The 17,132-nt window shown below is 67.9% G+C and carries 19 protein-coding genes and 1 pseudogene; 9 read left to right on the top strand and 11 right to left on the bottom strand.

The annotated features are described in order from the left end of the window. Window positions 1-42: 42 nt before the first annotated feature. Genes dapF through CQY20_RS18890 form a run of 4 tightly spaced genes read right to left on the bottom strand, consistent with a single transcriptional unit; the run spans window position 43 to window position 3,397 of the window. The gene (dapF, locus tag CQY20_RS18875) at window positions 43-915 is read right to left on the bottom strand and encodes a diaminopimelate epimerase (RefSeq protein ID WP_097941610.1); all 873 of its coding nucleotides are present in this window, start codon (window positions 913-915) and stop codon (window positions 43-45) included. Between the two features lie 4 nt (window positions 916-919). Next, window positions 920-1,825 (bottom strand): tRNA (adenosine(37)-N6)-dimethylallyltransferase MiaA, encoded by a 906-nt coding sequence (gene miaA, locus CQY20_RS18880; RefSeq protein WP_097941611.1) that lies wholly within the window; start codon window positions 1,823-1,825, stop codon window positions 920-922. Continuing rightward, window positions 1,822-2,508: a class III extradiol ring-cleavage dioxygenase family protein gene (locus CQY20_RS18885; protein ID WP_097941612.1), complete on the bottom strand. Its 687-nt coding sequence runs from the start codon at window positions 2,506-2,508 to the stop codon at window positions 1,822-1,824. Before CQY20_RS18885 ends, miaA begins: the two co-directional genes overlap by 4 nt. 16 nt (window positions 2,509-2,524) lie before the next feature. Next, a complete protein-coding gene (locus tag CQY20_RS18890) occupies window positions 2,525-3,397 on the bottom strand; it encodes a DMT family transporter (RefSeq protein ID WP_097941613.1) in 873 nt (290 codons plus the stop codon). A 158-nt stretch (window positions 3,398-3,555) separates the two neighbouring features. On the opposite strand from CQY20_RS18890, the gene CQY20_RS18895 reads away from it, so the two are divergent. Further along, window positions 3,556-4,920 carry a DUF349 domain-containing protein gene (locus tag CQY20_RS18895; RefSeq protein ID WP_163700353.1) on the top strand — a complete coding sequence of 455 codons (1,365 nt, stop codon included), beginning with the start codon at window positions 3,556-3,558 and terminating at the stop codon, window positions 4,918-4,920. On the opposite strand, the gene CQY20_RS18900 is transcribed toward CQY20_RS18895, so the two are convergent. Continuing rightward, entirely contained in the window at window positions 4,917-5,606 is a 690-nt protein-coding gene (locus CQY20_RS18900) for an Rv2732c family membrane protein (protein ID WP_234816311.1), read from the bottom strand. The two genes, CQY20_RS18895 and CQY20_RS18900, sit on opposite strands and share 4 nt — an antisense overlap. Beyond that, complete coding sequence (gene miaB, locus CQY20_RS18905; RefSeq protein WP_097941634.1) at window positions 5,594-7,081, bottom strand: tRNA (N6-isopentenyl adenosine(37)-C2)-methylthiotransferase MiaB; 1,488 nt, start codon at window positions 7,079-7,081, stop codon at window positions 5,594-5,596. The genes CQY20_RS18900 and miaB overlap by 13 nt, the downstream gene beginning before the upstream one ends. A gap of 157 nt (window positions 7,082-7,238) precedes the next feature. On the opposite strand from miaB, the gene CQY20_RS18910 reads away from it, so the two are divergent. From CQY20_RS18910 to CQY20_RS18925, 4 genes are read left to right on the top strand one after another with little or no spacing between them, the layout of a single operon-like run. Further along, complete coding sequence (locus tag CQY20_RS18910; protein ID WP_097941615.1) at window positions 7,239-7,967, top strand: amino acid ABC transporter ATP-binding protein; 729 nt, start codon at window positions 7,239-7,241, stop codon at window positions 7,965-7,967. A gap of 29 nt (window positions 7,968-7,996) precedes the next feature. Continuing rightward, window positions 7,997-8,809 carry a glutamate ABC transporter substrate-binding protein gene (locus CQY20_RS18915; RefSeq protein WP_097941616.1) on the top strand — a complete coding sequence of 271 codons (813 nt, stop codon included), beginning with the start codon at window positions 7,997-7,999 and terminating at the stop codon, window positions 8,807-8,809. A gap of 25 nt (window positions 8,810-8,834) precedes the next feature. Next, window positions 8,835-9,518: an amino acid ABC transporter permease gene (locus CQY20_RS18920; protein WP_097941617.1), complete on the top strand. Its 684-nt coding sequence runs from the start codon at window positions 8,835-8,837 to the stop codon at window positions 9,516-9,518. Next, window positions 9,515-10,405: an amino acid ABC transporter permease gene (locus CQY20_RS18925; protein WP_097941618.1), complete on the top strand. Its 891-nt coding sequence runs from the start codon at window positions 9,515-9,517 to the stop codon at window positions 10,403-10,405. Before CQY20_RS18920 ends, CQY20_RS18925 begins: the two co-directional genes overlap by 4 nt. On the opposite strand, the gene CQY20_RS18930 is transcribed toward CQY20_RS18925, so the two are convergent. Beyond that, a complete protein-coding gene (locus CQY20_RS18930) occupies window positions 10,402-11,226 on the bottom strand; it encodes a TIGR03560 family F420-dependent LLM class oxidoreductase (RefSeq protein WP_097941619.1) in 825 nt (274 codons plus the stop codon). The two genes, CQY20_RS18925 and CQY20_RS18930, sit on opposite strands and share 4 nt — an antisense overlap. Before the next feature lie 17 nt (window positions 11,227-11,243). Beyond that, window positions 11,244-12,065 (bottom strand): helix-turn-helix transcriptional regulator, encoded by an 822-nt coding sequence (locus CQY20_RS18935; protein WP_097941620.1) that lies wholly within the window; start codon window positions 12,063-12,065, stop codon window positions 11,244-11,246. Between the two features lie 136 nt (window positions 12,066-12,201). Here CQY20_RS18935 and CQY20_RS18940 point away from each other — a divergent pair, with 136 nt between their 5' ends. After that, a complete protein-coding gene (locus CQY20_RS18940; RefSeq protein ID WP_097941621.1) occupies window positions 12,202-13,047 on the top strand; it encodes an oxidoreductase in 846 nt (281 codons plus the stop codon). Between the two features lie 25 nt (window positions 13,048-13,072). On the opposite strand, the gene CQY20_RS18945 is transcribed toward CQY20_RS18940, so the two are convergent. From CQY20_RS18945 to recA, 3 genes are all read right to left on the bottom strand, one after another. Beyond that, window positions 13,073-13,696, bottom strand: a complete 624-nt coding sequence (locus tag CQY20_RS18945; protein ID WP_133119086.1) for a hypothetical protein — start codon at window positions 13,694-13,696, stop codon at window positions 13,073-13,075. Between the two features lie 126 nt (window positions 13,697-13,822). Further along, entirely contained in the window at window positions 13,823-14,383 is a 561-nt protein-coding gene (gene recX / locus CQY20_RS18950; RefSeq protein WP_097941623.1) for a recombination regulator RecX, read from the bottom strand. Then, window positions 14,349-15,389 (bottom strand): recombinase RecA, encoded by a 1,041-nt coding sequence (gene recA / locus CQY20_RS18955; RefSeq protein ID WP_097941624.1) that lies wholly within the window; start codon window positions 15,387-15,389, stop codon window positions 14,349-14,351. Before recA ends, recX begins: the two co-directional genes overlap by 35 nt. Before the next feature lie 278 nt (window positions 15,390-15,667). On the opposite strand from recA, the gene hypA reads away from it, so the two are divergent. From hypA to CQY20_RS18970, 3 genes and pseudogenes are all read left to right on the top strand, one after another. Beyond that, window positions 15,668-15,997 (top strand): hydrogenase maturation nickel metallochaperone HypA, encoded by a 330-nt coding sequence (hypA, locus tag CQY20_RS18960; RefSeq protein ID WP_097941625.1) that lies wholly within the window; start codon window positions 15,668-15,670, stop codon window positions 15,995-15,997. A gap of 2 nt (window positions 15,998-15,999) precedes the next feature. Continuing rightward, window positions 16,000-16,797 carry a hydrogenase nickel incorporation protein HypB gene (gene hypB, locus CQY20_RS18965; protein ID WP_097941626.1) on the top strand — a complete coding sequence of 266 codons (798 nt, stop codon included), beginning with the start codon at window positions 16,000-16,002 and terminating at the stop codon, window positions 16,795-16,797. An 87-nt stretch (window positions 16,798-16,884) separates the two neighbouring features. After that, window positions 16,885-17,132, top strand: a pseudogene (locus CQY20_RS18970) (hydrogenase expression protein HypE); the annotation flags it as partial.

A 17,132-nucleotide genomic window follows, 5' to 3' on the forward strand; every position in this document is an offset into this window, starting at 1 on the left:
CATCAGAAATGGTGCACGCTGAATTGATTTCGTGCACCTGATTTAACGTGCCAGGCCACGCCACCATTCCTCGGATGTTTCGCCGTCGGCGATCAGAACGGACGGTCCGCGCAGAAAACTGCTGGCCTCGGTGATGGTCACGCTGACTTCTCCGCCGGGGATGCGGACCTGCAAAGAACCGGTCGCCGCGCCCTGGTGAGCCAGCGCCGCGACGGCGGCCGCGACGGTGCCGGTGCCGCACGATCTTGTTTCTCCCACACCGCGCTCGTGTACCCGCATCGACACCGAACCACTCGACGGGGCGGTCAGCACTTCGACGTTGACGCCGTCGGGGAACTGCGCGGTGTCGAACTGCACCGGCGCAGCGACGTCCAGCGCCGCCAACTCATCGGCGGTCAAATCGGGTTCGACGCATGCCAGGTGCGGGTTGCCGACGTCGATCGCCAGCCCGCGGAACCGTCGCCCGCCGACGGTGGCCGTGCCCGCTCCGAGCTGGTTGGTCTTGCCCATCTCGACGGTGACGTCGGCCGTGGTGTCGTCGAAGCTGTGCAGTACCACCGGCCGCGGCCCGGCCAGCGAGCCGACGACGAATTCGTCGCGCGTCTCCAGCCCGCTGGCGCGCAGGTAGTGGGCGAACACGCGAACACCGTTGCCGCACATCTGGGCGATCGAGCCGTCGGCGTTGCGGTAGTCCATGTACCAGTCGCCTGCGGCCACCCCTTCGGGCAGCCGGTCGAGCACACCCGCGTCGGCGGCGGCTCCTGCCGTCGTCACGCGCAGCACGCCGTCGGCGCCGATCCCCCGGCGACGGTCGCACAGCACGGCCACGGCGGCGGGTGCCAGCGTCAACGCCCCGTCGAGGTCGGGCAACAGCACGAAGTCGTTCTCGGTGCCGTGGCCCTTGGCGAACTTCACCTGCTCAGGATACGTGTCGCCACGTCCGTATCGCCTCGTCGACGGTGTCCTCGGCCGCGCCGTCGAGCCAGCGGATCCGATGGTCGCGGCGGAACCAGGACCGCTGCCGCCGCACGTAGCGACGGGTCCCGATGAAGGTCGGTTCGCGCGCGGCCGAGCCGTCGCCGCCGCCGTCGAGGTCGGCGATCACCTGCGCGTACCCCAGCGCACGCGACGCGGTGACGCCGTCGCGCAGACCGCGGGCCAGCAGCGCACGAACCTCATCGACCAGGCCGTCGGCGAACATCTTGTCGGTGCGCTTCGCCAATCGCTCGTCGAGAATTGTTGTCTCCCAATCCAATCCGACGATAGCGGTGTCCCAGCGCGGCGCCCCGATGGTCGGCGCCGACGCCGCGAACGGCTTGCCGGTCAGCTCGACCACCTCCAACGCCCGCACGATGCGGCGGCCGTCGGTCGGCAGGATCGACGCCGCGGCAGCCGGATCCACCTGCGCCAACTGTTCGTGCAGCGCCGCGACACCGACTTCGGCAAGCCGCTGCTCCCACTTGGCCCGCACTTCTGGGTCGGTGGCGGGGAACGCCCACTGGTCGAGCAGCGACTGGATGTACATCATCGAGCCGCCGCAGATGATCGGCACCGCCCCCGCGGCAAGGATCCGCTCGACGTCGGCGGCGGCGTCACGCTGATAGCGCGCGACGGTTGCGGTTTCGGTGACCTCGAGCACGTCGAGCTGATGGTGCGGGGCGCCGCGACGTTCCGCGGGCGGAAGTTTCGCGGTGCCTATGTCCATGCCGCGGTAGAGCTGCATGGCGTCGGCGTTGACGATCTCACCGCCCAGCCGCTCGGCCACCTCCAGCGCCAGCTCCGACTTGCCGGTGCCGGTCGGGCCGATGATCGCCAGCGGCCTCATGGCTGCCAGACGCCGGCGAAATAGCCGACGCCGAAGGGCGCCCCGCGATACAGCTCCTTGGCCGAGCGCGGGCGCTCGGCGAGCCCTGCGAGCACCTGGTAGGCGACCCGCCCGACGACCGCGCGCGACAGCCGGGTCAGGGCGGCCGGATCGCCTGCGGCGAGGGCGTCGTCGAGCGCGGCCTGCACCGACACCGAGTCGGGGTCGTAGCCGCCGGGCGCGGGCGGGGTGAGCGTGGTCAGGCCGTCGGCTACCACTAGCACGCCGACGGGATCGGCAGCCTCGTCGATCTCGGCGCGCAGCCGCCTGCCCAAGTCGACGGCGGCGTCCGCGTCGCGACTGTCGGCGAAGACGCGCACCTGGGCGCGGGCACCCGGGTCGACCCGGCCGCGCAGCCAGCCGGTGATCAACGCGCACAACGGCAATTCGGCGGGCCCGGCCCCGGAGGGCTGCGGTGACAGCGAAACCTTCACGTCGACGCCGTAGCCGGCGAACGTCCCGGTCTGGTCGGGGTCGATCACGGCATCGGCGGCCCCGACGCCGACGGCGACCCAGCGCGGCGGCAGCGCGGCGGCGGCGGTGTCCACCGCGTCGCGGAGGTCGGCCAGCTCGGGGGCGGCCGTCGACGCCAGCTCGGGCACCATGACGGGCGCCGACGGGACGATCGCGATGGCGCTCAGCACGTCACCAAACTATCCGTCACGCGGGCGCTTTCGCAGAGGCGGTGACCGCTTCGCCGCGGGCCAGCGCGGCCGTCGCCACCACCATCACCGCCACCGCGACGATGAGGGTGAACCAGCCCGCGTCGCCGGGCCGCATCGCTTCGCCGAGCACGACGATGCCGAGCACCGACCCGACGACCGGTTCGGCCACCGTCATGGTCGGCAGCGACGCCGTCAACGAGCCCGCCCGAAACGAGGCCTGCTGATACGCCGTGCCCCCGATAGCCACCAGCGCCCACACGTACAGCTCCGGTGTGCGCGACAGCGCCCACAGCCCGTCGTCGAGCCGGTCGACGACGCCCTTGGTCAGCACCGCGAAAACCCCCCACAGCGCACCGGATACGAATCCCAGCAGCACCGCGCTGGCGGGCCCGGTGACCACATTGGCGACCAGCACGCACACCACCAGCATCGGCCCGAGCACCAGCACCACCGCCGTCCAGGTTTCCAGCGAGGCGCGCGAATGTCCCTCGGTGGGATTGCCGACCGTGACGATGACCGCGACCGCGGCGGCCAGCAGCGCCGCCCACAACCATTCCCAGCGGGTCACCCGGCGACGGCTCACGCGGGCGTTGATCGGCAGCGCGAACAGGAGCGACGTCACCAGCAGCGCCTGCACCAGCAGCACCGAGCCGAGGCCAAGCGCGGCAGCCTGCAGCGCGAACCCCACCGCGGCGACGAGGCTGCCCGACCACCACCGCCGGTCACGCAGCAGCCTGCCGAACAGTTCCAGATGGCTGACCGTCTCGTCAGTCACCTCATGCGCGGAGCGCTGGTGAATGACATCGCCGATGGCGATAAACAAGGCGGCCCCGAGGGCGAGCAAAGCGGCGATCTCCGCCTTGGCCATCGGTACCCTTCCGTCGTCCTTGGCACCGAGCGTAAGCAAAAGCGGAGCATCTGCTTGCGCAGCCCGGTCGAACTGCTTGAATAGCGGGCGTAGCAATCGGGCGCCGCGTCGCGCGGCAGGTGCGCGGATCGCTCCGCGCGGAAGTACGAGGGACCAGGATGACGACCAGCGAGCCGGCGGGTCCGGAAGGCACGGGCCAGGCGACCGGGGGTATCCAACCGGCCGCGCCGAAACCCATACCCCGCCCGGGACCGCCCCGCCCAGGCCCGCGGCCCGGTCCGACGCCGGTCGTGCACGCCGCGACCGCGACCCCCAGCTGCGACCCACACCAGTACGGCCGCGTCGATCCCGACGGCACGGTGTGGCTGGTCAGCAGCGCCGGTGAACGCGTCATCGGGTCCTGGCAGGCAGGCGACCCCGAGGCGGCCTTCGCGCATTTCGGCAGGCGCTTCGACGATCTCAGCACCGAAGTCGCGCTGATGGAGACCCGGCTGGAGTCGGGCACCGGCGACGCCCGCAAGATCAAGGCGGCCGCGACGTCACTGGCCGAAAGCCTGCCCACGGCCGCGGTGCTCGGCGACGTCGATGCGCTGGCGTCCCGCTTGGCGACCATCATCGAGCACGCCGACAGCGCGGCCGCCGCCGAGAAGGCCCGCCGCGAGGAGTTCCGCGCCGCGCAGACCGCCCGCAAGGAAGCGCTGGCAGCCGAGGCCGAGGAGTTGGCCGCCAACTCGACGCAGTGGAAGGCGGCCGGCGACCGGCTGCGCGAGATTCTCGACGAGTGGCGCACCATCACCGGGCTGGATCGCAAGACCGACGACGCGCTGTGGAAGCGCTTTTCGGCGGCCAGGGAGAGCTTCAATCGGCGTCGCGGATCGCATTTCGCGGAACTCGACCGCGAGCGGGCCAGCGCGCGGCAGGCCAAGGAGGCGTTGTGCGAACGCGCCGAGGAACTGGCCACCTCGACCGACTGGGGTCCGACGTCGGCGGCGTTCCGCGACCTGCTGGCCGAGTGGAAGGCCGCGGGCCGCGCCAGCAAGGAGGTCGACGACGCGCTGTGGCGGCGGTTCAAGGCCGCCCAGGACACGTTCTTCACCGCCCGCAACGCGGTGTCGGCCGAGCGTGAGGCCGAATTCCGCGCCAACGCCGAGGCCAAGGAGGCGTTGTTGGCCGAAGCCGAGAAGTTGGACACCTCCGATCTGGAGGCCGCCCGTGCGGCCCTGCGCGTGATCGGCGAGAAGTGGGACAGAATCGGCAAGGTTCCGCGTGAGCGCAGCGCCGAGCTAGAACGGCGGCTGCGGGCCGTGGAGAAGCGGATCCGCGAGGCGCCGACGCGCGGGGTCGATCCCGAGGCGCAGGCGCGTGCCGACCAATTCCGGCAGCGCGCAGAACAATACGAGCGCCAGGCCGAGAAGGCGGCCGCCGCGGGCCGCACCAAGGACGCCGAGGAGGCCCGTGCCAACGCCGCGCAGTGGCGGCAGTGGGCCGAGGCGGCCGCCGAGGCGCTCGGCAAGCGCGGCTAGCTCGGCTGCGGCCCGTCGTCGCGACGGTCGGGACCCTCGCCGCCGTCAGGGCTGTCGGGGTCGTCAGGGTTTTCAGGGTTTTCAGGGTTTTCCGGGTTTTCAGGGTTACTGCCGAAGCTGTCCAGCAGCCCCTTGTTCTGCTGTTCCCTGGCGATCCGGCGCCGCTCCTCCTCGGCGGCGAGGTGCAGCGCCGTGCGCGCCCACACCGCCCTGGCCCAGTTGTAGGTCAGCACGATCACCGTCACCCAGGCGAGGATCAGCCCGATGCCGGGCCCGGGATACTGCGCGGCCGCGGTCTGCCGCGACCACACCGCCAGCAGTCCCATGAACGACGCCACCGTCGACCCTGCCAGCGCGACCCAGGCCAGCGCCCACCGCCTGGTCAGCAGGGCCAGCATCGAGAAACCGACGGCGAACACCAGCGTCAGCCAGATGAACACGCGCGACGGCAGCGCGATCCCGACGCTGATCGCGGCGTCGTTGCCGGCCAGCACATCCCAGCCCCTTGCGCTGCCGGTGTGCGGAAGGATGAACGTCACCAGCAACACGAAGACCGCTATGGCGATCACCAAAGCCCGTGGACCGGGGTCGATCTCGCGGGCTACGCGCCGCTCGGCAGCCTCGAGGTCGTTCTTGAACTGCTCGAATTCTTTGTTGGCGTCGTCGCCTGGGGTCACCGGGCACATCCGCTAGCGGTCGGTTGGCTTGCCGGTGCACCGATGCCGGGCATGCCGAGACCGACACCGCGGGGCCTCATCCCGGCGGCGTGGGCGTCACCCGCCCTGGTCCGTCGGTGCGTCAGCACGGGCCCGTCGGCGATGAGGTGGTGCGGTGCGGAGTCGGTGACGGTGGTGGTCACGATGTCGCCGGGGCGGATGTCGGCGCCCATCGGAGCGAAGTGCACGAGGCGGCCGTCGCGGGCGCGGCCCGACATCCTGGCGGTGCGGCTGTCCTTGCGGCCTTCCCCGACGGCGACCAGCAGTTCAACGGTGCGGCCGATCTGTGCGGCGTTCTCCTCCAGCGAGATCCGCTCCTGAAGCTCGATCAGACGCTGATACCGTTCCTGCACAACCTCTTTCGGCAGCTGGCCAGGCAGCTCGGCGGCCGGGGTGCCTGGCCGCTTCGAGTACTGGAACGTGAACGCGGCGCTGAACCTGGCCGCCGCCACCACGTCAAGCGTGTCCTGGAAGTCCTGCTCGGTCTCCCCCGGGAAGCCGACGATGAGGTCGGTGGTGATGGCGGCGTGCGGGATGGCCGCGCGCACCTTCTCCAGGATGGACAGGAAGCGCTGCGAGCGATACGAGCGACGCATGGCGCGCAGCACGCGGTCCGAACCCGACTGCAGCGGCATGTGAAGGGCCGGGCACACATTCGGCGTGTCGGCCATCGCCTCGATGACGTCGTCGGTGAACTCGGCGGGGTGCGGCGAGGTGAACCGAACCCGCTCCAGACCCTCGATGCGGCCGCAGGCGCGCAGCAGTTGGGCGAACGCGCCGCGGTCGCGCGGTTGATCGGGGTCGGCGAACGACACGCCGTAGGCGTTGACGTTCTGGCCGAGCAGCGTCACCTCGAGCACGCCCTGGTCCACCAACGCCTGCACTTCGGCGAGCACGTCGCCCGGCCTGCGGTCGACCTCCTTGCCGCGCAGCGCGGGCACGATGCAGAACGTGCAGGTGTTGTTGCAGCCGACGGAAATGGAAACCCAAGCCGCGTAAGCGGATTCACGCGCGGCGGGCAGGTTCGACGGGAACTCCTGCAGGGACTCCACGATTTCGACCTGCGCGGCCTTGTTGTGCCGGGCCCGGTCGAGCAGCGTGGGCAGCGATCCGAGGTTGTGGGTGCCGAACACCACATCCACCCAAGGGGCCTGGCGCAGCACCGCATCGCGGTCCTTTTGCGCCAGACAGCCGCCGACGGCGATCTGCATGTCGGGGTTGGCCTGCTTACGGGGGGCCAGGTGGCTGAGGTTGCCGTAGAGCTTGTTGTCGGCGTTCTCGCGGACCGCGCACGTGTTGAACACCACCACGTCGGCGTCGGCGCCGTCGTCGGCGCGCCGGTAACCGGCGGCTTCCAGCAGGCCGGCCAGCCGCTCGGAATCGTGCACGTTCATCTGGCAGCCGTAAGTGCGCACCTGGTAGGTGCGCGCAGGTCGGGTTGCCATCGATGTCACGGCCCCATGGTACGGGCGGCAACACGACGTTAATCGGGCGGATTGACGAGTTGCAGACAAGCTGCGCTTTCCGTGGGTAAGGTCAGCACCCGTGGGTACGAGCGGGTCTCAAGTCGAGGTAGGCGAAGCGACTCGGCAGACGGTGCCGATGGTCTCGATCCGGGGCGTCAACAAGCACTTCGGCGACCTCCATGTGCTCAAGGACATCAACCTCGACGTCCAGCGCGGCGAGGTGATCGTCGTGCTGGGACCCTCCGGTTCTGGCAAATCGACGTTGTGCCGCACCATCAATCGGCTCGAAACCATCGAATCGGGCACGATCGCCATCGACGGCGAGGTATTGCCCGAGGAAGGACGCAAGCTCGCGCAGCTGCGCTCCGACGTCGGAATGGTGTTTCAGTCGTTTAACCTGTTCGCGCACAAGACAATTCTGGAAAACGTCACCCTCGCGCCGATGAAGGTTCGCAAGCTCTCCAAGGAGGAGGCGCGGACGAAAGCGATGGAGTTGTTGGACCGCGTCGGCGTGGCCAACCAGGCCGACAAATACCCGGCGCAGCTATCCGGCGGACAGCAGCAGCGGGTGGCGATCGCGCGCTCGCTGGCGATGAACCCGAAGGTGATGCTGTTCGACGAGCCGACCAGCGCGCTGGACCCCGAGATGATCAGCGAGGTGCTCAACGTGATGACGTCGCTGGCCAGGGACGGGATGACGATGCTCGTGGTGACCCACGAGATGGGCTTCGCGCGCGGCGCCGCCAACCGGGTGGTGTTCATGGCCGACGGCGCCATCGTCGAAGCGGCCGACCCCAAGGAGTTCTTCGAGAACCCCAAGAGCGACCGCGCCAAAGATTTCCTCAGCAAGATCCTCAAGCACTGAGCACGCAGTCCCGGCGAAAGGAAACGAACATGCCGTCCTTGTCATTGCGCGTTGCGGGCGCCGTCGCGCTGGCCATCGCGCTGCCGTTCGCTGCCACGGCCTGTGGCGGCGGTGGCGACGAGAACTCGATTGTGATCGGGACGAAATTCGACCAGCCCGGTCTGGGCCTGAAGAATCCCGACGGCACGATGAGCGGCTTCGACGTCGACGTCGCCAAGTACGTCGCCAACGAGCTCGGCTACGGCGAGGACCAGATCGAGTGGAAGGAATCGCCTTCGGGCCAGCGCGAGACGCTGATCCAGAACGATCAGGTCAAGTTCATCGCCGCCACCTACTCGATCACCGACTCTCGCAAGGAGAAGGTCAGCTTCGCGGGCCCGTATCTGGTCACCGGGCAGAGCCTGTTGGTGCGGGCCGACAACACCGACATCACAGGCGCGGACTCGCTGCAGAACAACAAGAAGCTGTGCTCGGTGTCGGGTTCGACGCCGGCGCAACGGATCAAGGACCAGTATCCCGGCGTCCAGTTGCAGCAGTACGACACGTATTCGGCGTGCGTTGAGGCGCTGAAGAACGGCGCCATCGACGCGGTGACTACCGACGAGGTGATCCTGGCCGGCTACGCGGCGCAGAGCCCGGGCGCGTTCAAGATCGTCGGTGAGCCGTTCTCCGAAGAGCGGTACGGCATCGGCCTGAAGAAGGACGACACCGAGCTGTGCAACCAGATCAGCGACGCGATCAAGAAGATGGAAGACGAGGGCGCATGGAAAGCCGCGTGGGACAAGAACCTTGGCCCGGCCGGTGTGGAAGCGCCCGCCCCGCCCGCGCTTGACCCCTGCTGAGCGCGGCTGAGCTGACGAGACGCACGTGGAAGTATTACCCGGGTTCACCGTTGGCCAGATTCTCGAGGCGTTCTGGACGACGATCCAGCTCACGGTTTTCTCGGCGATCGGTGCGTTGATCCTCGGCACGGTGCTGGCCGCGATGCGGCTGGCGCCGGTGCCGATGCTGAACTGGATCGGCACCGCATACGTCAATGTGGTCCGCAACACCCCGTTGACGCTGATCATCCTGTTCTGCTCGTTCGGGCTGTCGCAGACGCTGGGCATCACGCTGGTCGACTCGCAGTCACCAACGTCGATCGAGGACAGCAACTTCCGGTTGGCGGTGCTCGGATTCATCGTCTACACAGCGTCATTCGTGTGTGAGACGGTGCGCTCCGGTGTGAACACTGTTCCGCTCGGTCAGGCCGAAGCGGCCCGCTCGCTTGGTTTGACGTTCAACCAGAATTTGCGAATGATCCTGCTGCCGCAGGCGTTTCGTTCGGTGATCAGTCCGCTCGGATCGGTGTTGATCGCCTTGACGAAAAACACCACGATCGCGTCGGCGATCGGTGTGGCCGAGGCGGCGTTGCTGATGAAGGAGATGATCGAGAACACGGCGGCGTTGATGACGGTCGGCGCGATCTTCGCGGGCGGCTTCATCATCCTGACGCTGCCGACCGGTCTGTTCTTCGGGTGGCTCGGCGAGAGACTGGCGGTGAACAGATGAGCTCGGCTTCGGTGCTTTTCGACGCCCCGGGGCCGCGGGCCCGGGTGCGCAACCATGTGATCTCGGGGATCACCGTCGTGCTGACCCTGCTGGTGGTGTGGGTCATCTACTCCAAGTTGAACGAGAAGGGTCAGCTGACCGCACAGAAGTGGGAGCCGTTCGCCAGCGCCAACCTGTGGAAGACCTACATCCTGCCGGGCGTGCAGGGCACCCTGACGGCGGCGGCGGTGTCGATCGTGCTGGCACTGGCACTCGGTTTCGTCCTCGGCGTCGGCCGCATGTCGACCCACAACGTGATCCGGTGGGTGTCTGCGGTGTTTGTGGAGTTCTTCCGCGCCGTGCCGGTGCTGATCATGATGATCTTCACCTACTTCCTGTACGCGTTCTACGACGTCTTCCCCTCGAAGCATCTGGCCCTTGCGGGCGTCATCACGGGCTTGACGCTCTACAACGGCGCGGTCATCGCCGAGATCGTGCGCGCCGGGGTGAACTCACTGCCGCGTGGGCAGTCGGAGGCCGCGTGGGCGCTCGGCCTGCGCTGGGGGCAGACGATGCGCTCGATCCTGCTGCCGCAGGCGGTGACCTCGATGCTGCCGGTGTTGATCTCGCAGTTGGTCGTGGTGCTGAAGGACACCGCGATCGGCTACCAGATCACGTTCCTGGAGATGGTGCGGCAAGGTACACAGGTCGGCGCGGCGTACGGCAACTACATTCCGGCGTTGATCGTGATCGCGGTGTTGATGATCAGCGTGAACTTCGCGCTGTCCTACTTCGCGGTGTGGCTGGAAGGCCGGATGCGGCGCGCCCGCCGCGGCCCGGCGCCGATGCACGTCGGCGCGCCGGCCACCCAGGGCACTTTCGCCGCGGGCGGCGGAGGCACGATCTAACCCAGGGCCGCGTAGCGCTTGAGTTGGGCCGCCGTCGGCGGCTGGTAGAACGAGAGCACGGCGTGCTGGCAGCCCAGCGCCTCCAGCTCGGGCAGCTTGGCGAGTTGTTCGTCGACCTGCCCCTGCTGGTCGGGGTGCAGGAACAACTGCACGGAACGGCGGATCTGGCCGGGGTCGCGGCCCACTTCACGGCATGCCTCGTCGAGGCGCGCGCTGACCTCACCCCAGTCCGCGGCGGCGCCGGGGTTGGGCACGTTCCACTCGTCGGCGTGGCGGGCCACCACCCGCAGCATCCTGGGTTTCTCCCCGCCGACGACGATGGGCGGGTCCGGCGTCTGCACCGGTTTGGGCTCGGCGATGGCCTCGCGCAACGTATAGAAGCGGCCGTCGAACGTCACCGCATCTTCGGTCCACAACCGCCGGATCACGGTCAGCGCTTCGTCGAGCATGTCGACTCGCGTTCCCGCGCTGGGGAATTCGATGCCGTATCCGCGATGCTCTTCTTCGTGCCAGCCTGCGCCGATACCGAAGTCGAGACGTCCGCCGCTGATGTGGTCAACCGTCACGGCCATCTTGGCCAGCATCGCGGGGTTGCGGAAGGTGACGCTGCTGACCATGCAGCTCACCCGAGCGGTTCGCACCACCGTGGCCATCGCGGCCAGCGACGTCCAGCCCTCGAACGTCGGCGCCTGCGGGTGGGTGAGCCCGTAGAAGTGGTCATAGTTGGCCACCGAGTAGAAGCCGAGATCGTCTGCGGTGCGCCAGAATTCGTGCAGAACCGAATAGTCGAAAGCGGGGGCGAGCTTGGCCGAGATCAGCATAACCCCAACCTACCCCGCTACTGTGCGAGCATCTCGTGCAGCTTCGCCTCCGACGGCGACCCGACGTCGGCGCTGTAGAGAATCAGCGTCAGCCCGGGATCGTCGGGCAGCTGCAGCGCCTCGTAGTTCAACGTCATAATGCCCACGGCCGGATGACGAAAACGCTTGGGACCGTGGGTGTGTCGGAACACACGATGCTCGGCCCAGAACCGGGCGAACTCGGCGGAGCGGCGGCCGAGCTCGGCGCACAGCTCGGCAAGGCGGGATCCGGCCTCACCGGCGCCTGCCGCCCGGATCACCGCGACCAACTGCGCGGCGATCTCATCCCAATCGGGGTAAACGTCGCGGGCTTTGGGGTTGAGGAACATCCATTTGGCCATGTTGCGGTCAGCCGTCGGCATCGCGTCGAAGTCGTCGATCAGCAGCCTGGCCGCCCGGTTGACGGCGAGCACCTCGAACAGCGGGCCGTGCAGCATCGCGGGGACGGGGCCGAGCGCGTTGATCATTGAACGCAGCGCGGGCCGCACCCGGATTGTCGGCGGGGTCGACGATGAACCGGGGCCCTTGACCAGCGTCGTGAAATAGCGGCGTTCGACGTCGTCGAGATGTAACGCGTCGGCGACCGCGGTGAGCACCTGATCGGAGACGTTGGTCGCCCGCCCCTGCTCCAGCCGCGCGTAGTAGTCCGCGCTGACACCGGCCAGCATGGCGAGTTCCTCGCGCCGCAGCCCCGCCACCCGCCGGCCCGAACCGTTGACCGGCAGACCGACTTCGGCCGGGCTGAGCCGGGCACGCCGCGACCGCAGGAAGTCCCTGAGCTCGTCCTGCCGCGCGGCCATCTCGCCATTATCGCCGCTCGCGCCCCGCGAAGGTGGTTCTGCCAGACCTAGGTGAACCAATACTCGCTAACCCTCATGCCCTCGGCGCCGGTCGATGTTGCAGCGGACGTAGGACAACCGAGAAAGGAATGCCGACATGTCCGTTTGGTTCATCACCGGCGCATCGCGGGGCTTCGGCCTGGCGATCGCGCGAGAGGCACTCGCTCGCGGCGAGAGCGTGGTCGCGACCGCGCGCAATCCGCAGACCGTGCTTGACGCCCTGCCCGACGCGGGTGACCGGCTGCTTGCCGTGGCGCTCGACGTGACCGACGCCGACGCCGCGCGTGCCGCCGCTGACACCGCGATCGAGCGGTTCGGCCGCATCGACGTGCTGGTCAACAACGCGGGCCGCGGCCTGCTCGGCGCCGTCGAGGAGGTCTCCGACGAAGAGGTGCGGGAGGTCTTCGACATCAATGTGTTCGGGCTGCTGTCGGTCACGCGGGCGGTGCTGCCGCACATGCGCGCGCGGCGGTCCGGTCTGGTCATCAATCTGTCATCGGTGGGCGGAATCGTGGTGTGGCCGGGATGGGGCGCCTATGCGGCGACGAAGTTCGCTGTCGAGGCGCTTTCCGAGGCGATGACGCACGAGTTGGCGCCGCTGGGCATCCGCGCGGTCGCTATCGAGCCGGGCCCGTTCCGGACCGACTTCCTGGCCGGCAGCAGCCTGCAGTTGGCGCAGACCGAGATCGAGGACTACGCCGACAGTGGCGGCGCGGCCCGGCAGTGGGCGGTCGACAACAACAATGCGCAGGAGGGCGATCCGGTCAAGGCGGCCAAGGTGATCGTCGACCTGGCGGATGCGCCGGAGCTGCCGGAGCGAATTCAGTTGGGCACCACGGCATTCAACGGTGTCGCGGCGAAGCTGGCGCAGACCGCTGCCGATCAGCAGCGGTGGCGAGACGTCAGCCTGTCCACCGATTACGACCTGGCGCCGACCAACTGAGCCGACCGCTCGGGCAGTGCCCCGGTCAATTCGGCAGTTGGGCAACGGCGGCGCGGGCGACAGCGACAGCGTCGTCCCGCGCCGCCGCCGGCGACGATTCGGGGATGTTCCATTCCACGGCGATCGTCACGTTGCGCGTCAGCACCTTGACGTTCGTGCGTCCCTCGGACTCGTACGCCACGGCCCACTCGCCGAGGTCGGGCACCGGTTGCGGGTCAGCGCTCCGCGCCCCGGGATCGGTGATGTTGCGGGCCTCGTTGGCCTTGTCGAGGGCTTCGGTGACGGCAGTCAAGTCCGGGTTTCCGTCCGCGTCGTACTGCAGGTGCGCCTTCGCGACCACCGTCAACGGCGGTACTGGCGAATTGAAGGGGTCCTGCGCCCTTCCCCACTCGCAGCTCTGATACACCGGCGACGAGTGCTGGTCATCGAGCGGAAGCGAGCGCGCCGCCTCCGGCAGCGCCGGACCGAGCCGTTGGCAGAAGCCACTGAGGTCACTGATCAGCTGCGGTTCCGGCGCTGCGGACGGATCCGACGGTGTGGCGGCCGCAGACGCTGACGCCGAACCGTCTTCTGTAGCCGGCGCGCCAGGACTCTGGGCCATCGAGCACCCAGCCAGTGCGGCGGCGACTGGGATCGCACCGACTGTCATCGCGACGAATTCACGTGTGCGTTGGTGCGGCGGCGACATGGTCACGGCGGATGTCCCCCTCGAAGGTTTCCCTACGGCTGTCGGCGACCTTACCGATCGTGGACCGACCCGGGCCGGGCCGAGCCGCTAGACGCGACGTCGCTCGCGCTCGTTGGCCAGTTCGACGGTGACCACATCGAGCGCCATCGACTGGTGGTAGCCGCGTCGCGCCAGCATCCCGACCAGCCTGCGCTTCACCTTGGTGTCGTCATCGTCGTCGAGTCGTTCCCGCCGCAGCTTGTCGCGGACCAGCTGCTCGGCGCGCTCACGTTCGGCGCCGGCGTCGATGTCGGCCAGCGCGGCGGTGATCACCTCGTTGTCGACACCCTTGTTGCGCAGCTCGGCGGCCAAGGCGCGCTTGCCTTTTCCGGCATGTATGCGCCTGGAGCGGACGAACTGCTCGGCGAAGTCGGCGTCGTTGACCAGGCCCACTTCGGCCAGCCTGTCGAGCACCCGAACGCTGACGTCGTCGGGATAGCCCCGCTTGGCCAGCTGACCCTCCAGCTCGGCCCGGGTGCGTGCTCTCGCGGTGAGCAGGCGCAGGCAGAGGCTCCGCGCCTGCTCCTCGCGGGAGAGTTCGGCGGGCTTAAAAGCCGTAGAGGGCTCAGAAGCCCTAGAAGTCGACGGGGGCGGGCAGGACTTCGTCATCAGTGATCACGGCGCCGATGCCGAGCTTTTCCTTGATCTTCTTCTCGATCTCGTTGGCCACGTCGGCGTTCTCGAGCAGGAAGTTGCGCGCGTTCTCCTTGCCCTGGCCCAGCTGCTCGCCTTCGTAGGTGAACCACGAACCGGACTTACGGATGAAGCCCTGCTCGACACCCATGTCGATGAGCGAGCCTTCCCTGCTGATGCCCCTGCCGTAGAGGATGTCGAACTCGGCCTGCTTGAACGGCGGCGACACCTTGTTCTTGACGATCTTGACGCGGGTGCGATTGCCCACCGCATCGGTGCCGTCCTTGAGCGTCTCAATTCGCCTGACGTCCAACCGCACCGACGAGTAGAACTTCAAAGCCTTCCCGCCCGTTGTCGTTTCGGGCGAGCCGAACATCACGCCGATCTTCTCGCGGAGCTGGTTGATGAAGATCGCGGTGGTGCCCGAATTGTTCAGTGCGCCGGTCATTTTCCGCAGCGCCTGGCTCATCAGACGGGCCTGCAGGCCGACGTGGCTGTCGCCCATCTCGCCCTCGATCTCCGCACGCGGCACCAGCGCCGCCACCGAGTCGATGACCAGGATGTCCAGCGCGCCGGAGCGGATCAGCATGTCGGCGATCTCCAGCGCCTGCTCGCCGGTGTCGGGCTGGCTCACCAGCAGCGAGTCGGTGTCCACGCCGAGCTTCTTGGCGTACTCCGGGTCCAGGGCGTGCTCGGCGTCGATGAACGCCGCGATGCCACCGGCCGCCTGGGCGTTGGCCACCGCGTGCAGCGCGACGGTGGTCTTACCCGAGGATTCCGGGCCGTAGATCTCGACGATCCGGCCGCGCGGCAGGCCACCGATGCCGAGCGCGACGTCCAGCGCGATCGAGCCGGTGGGGATGACGGAGATCGGCTGGCGCACCTCGTCGCCGAGGCGCATCACCGAGCCTTTGCCGTGATTCTTTTCAATCTGCGCGAGCGCCAGTTCAAGGGCCTTCTCGCGGTCAGGGGCCTGCGCCATGGTCTGCCTCTCCGGTAGTCGTGGTGACCGGTTCTCGGTCGGTTGGCCGTCACGTTAGATCAGGGCACCGACAAAGCTCTGCGTCGAACACCCACGACAGTAACGAACGTGTGTTCGATTGCAAGGAGGCACGCCGAACGTGAATCCCGCGCGAAAATCGGCCGATTTTTTCGCAGCGAGTTCACGCTCGGCGCCCGCTTCCACGCATCCCACGACATCCCACGCCAAACGCACCTGAGCGCACGTATGGTGGGGTCACCTGCGCGGAGCGGACAGACATGCACGAGATGGCGATCACGCAAAGTGTTGTCGACGCGGTGTGTGAACATGCCGCGGGCCGCCGTGTGCACAGTGTCAAAGTCCAGGTCGGCGAACTCTGCGCCGTCGTCCCCGACTCCATGCAGTTCTGCTTCGAGCTGGCCACGCAGGGCACCGTCGCCGACGGCGCCGTGCTCGACCTCGACGTCCAGCCCGGTCAGGCCCGCTGCCGCACCTGTGGGCAGGAGTTCGCATTGCACGACCCGATCCTGCTGTGCCCCTGCGGAAGTGCCGATGTCGAGGTGCTGTCCGGCCGCGATCTGCGGATCCTGTCGATGGAAGTGAGCTGACCATGTGCGCAACATGCGGCTGCGGAGACACCGGCGCCGTCATCACGATCACAGGCGACGATCATCCCCACCCCCACTCGCACGACCACCCCCGCACCGAGACCATCTCGCTCGAACAGAAGGTGCTGCAGAAGAACGATGAGCTGGCCGAGCACAACCGGCAATGGCTCGCCGAGCGCGGGGTGCTCGCGCTCAACGTGACCAGCTCGCCGGGCGCCGGGAAGACCACGCTGCTGGAGCGCACCATCCGGGAACTGACCTCCGACCGGCCGGTCGCCGTCATCGAAGGGGATCAGGAGACCCTGCTCGACGCCGAACGGATCCGCGCCGCGGGCGCACGCGCCGTGCAGGTCAACACCGGGGCCGGCTGCCACCTCGACGCCGACATGGTGCACCGCGCGCTGCACGCGCTCGAACCCGAGCCCGGATCACTGTTGTTCATCGAGAACGTCGGCAACCTCGTCTGCCCCGCGCTGTTCGATCTCGGCGAGTACAGCAAGGTCGTGGTGATCTCGGTGACCGAGGGCGCGAACAAGCCGCTGAAGTATCCGCACATGTTCGCTGCCGCGCAGCTGGTCCTCATCAACAAGATCGATCTATTGCCTTATGTCGATTTCGATCTTGATGAATGCATCGGCCATGCGCGCTCCGTCAACCCCGGCGTGAATGTTTTGCCAGTGTCGGCGACGACGGGCGAAGGCGTTGGCACATGGTACGACTGGATCGCCTCGCAGAAAGCCGCATCGGCAAAGATCCGTATGTCACTAGATTCCGTTGACAAGACAAACCCTCCGGAGTAAAACGAGAGACTAGCGCTCGTGGCGCGGGCGCTAACGTCCGACGTGGCGATTGGGGCTCCCAGCCCGAGCCCCGGAAAGCTGAGACATATGCCAACTGAGGCAGCAGTCAAAGCGGAGGAAGCGCTGATCCACGTTCTATGGATCAACGCGGGGCTAAGTTGCGACGGTGATTCTGTGGCGTTGACTGCCGCCACCCAACCCAGCATCGAGGAGATCGCGCTTGGCGCGCTGCCCGGCCTGCCCAAGATCGCCGTGCACTGGCCCCTGATTGATTTCGAGTGCGGACCAGAGGGGGGCGCGGACGATTTCCTGGAGTGGTTCTTCAAGGCAGACCG

Origin of the sequence: Mycolicibacterium agri (genome assembly GCF_002553505.1) — a bacterium.
GTDB lineage: Bacteria > Actinomycetota > Actinomycetes > Mycobacteriales > Mycobacteriaceae > Mycobacterium > Mycobacterium agri.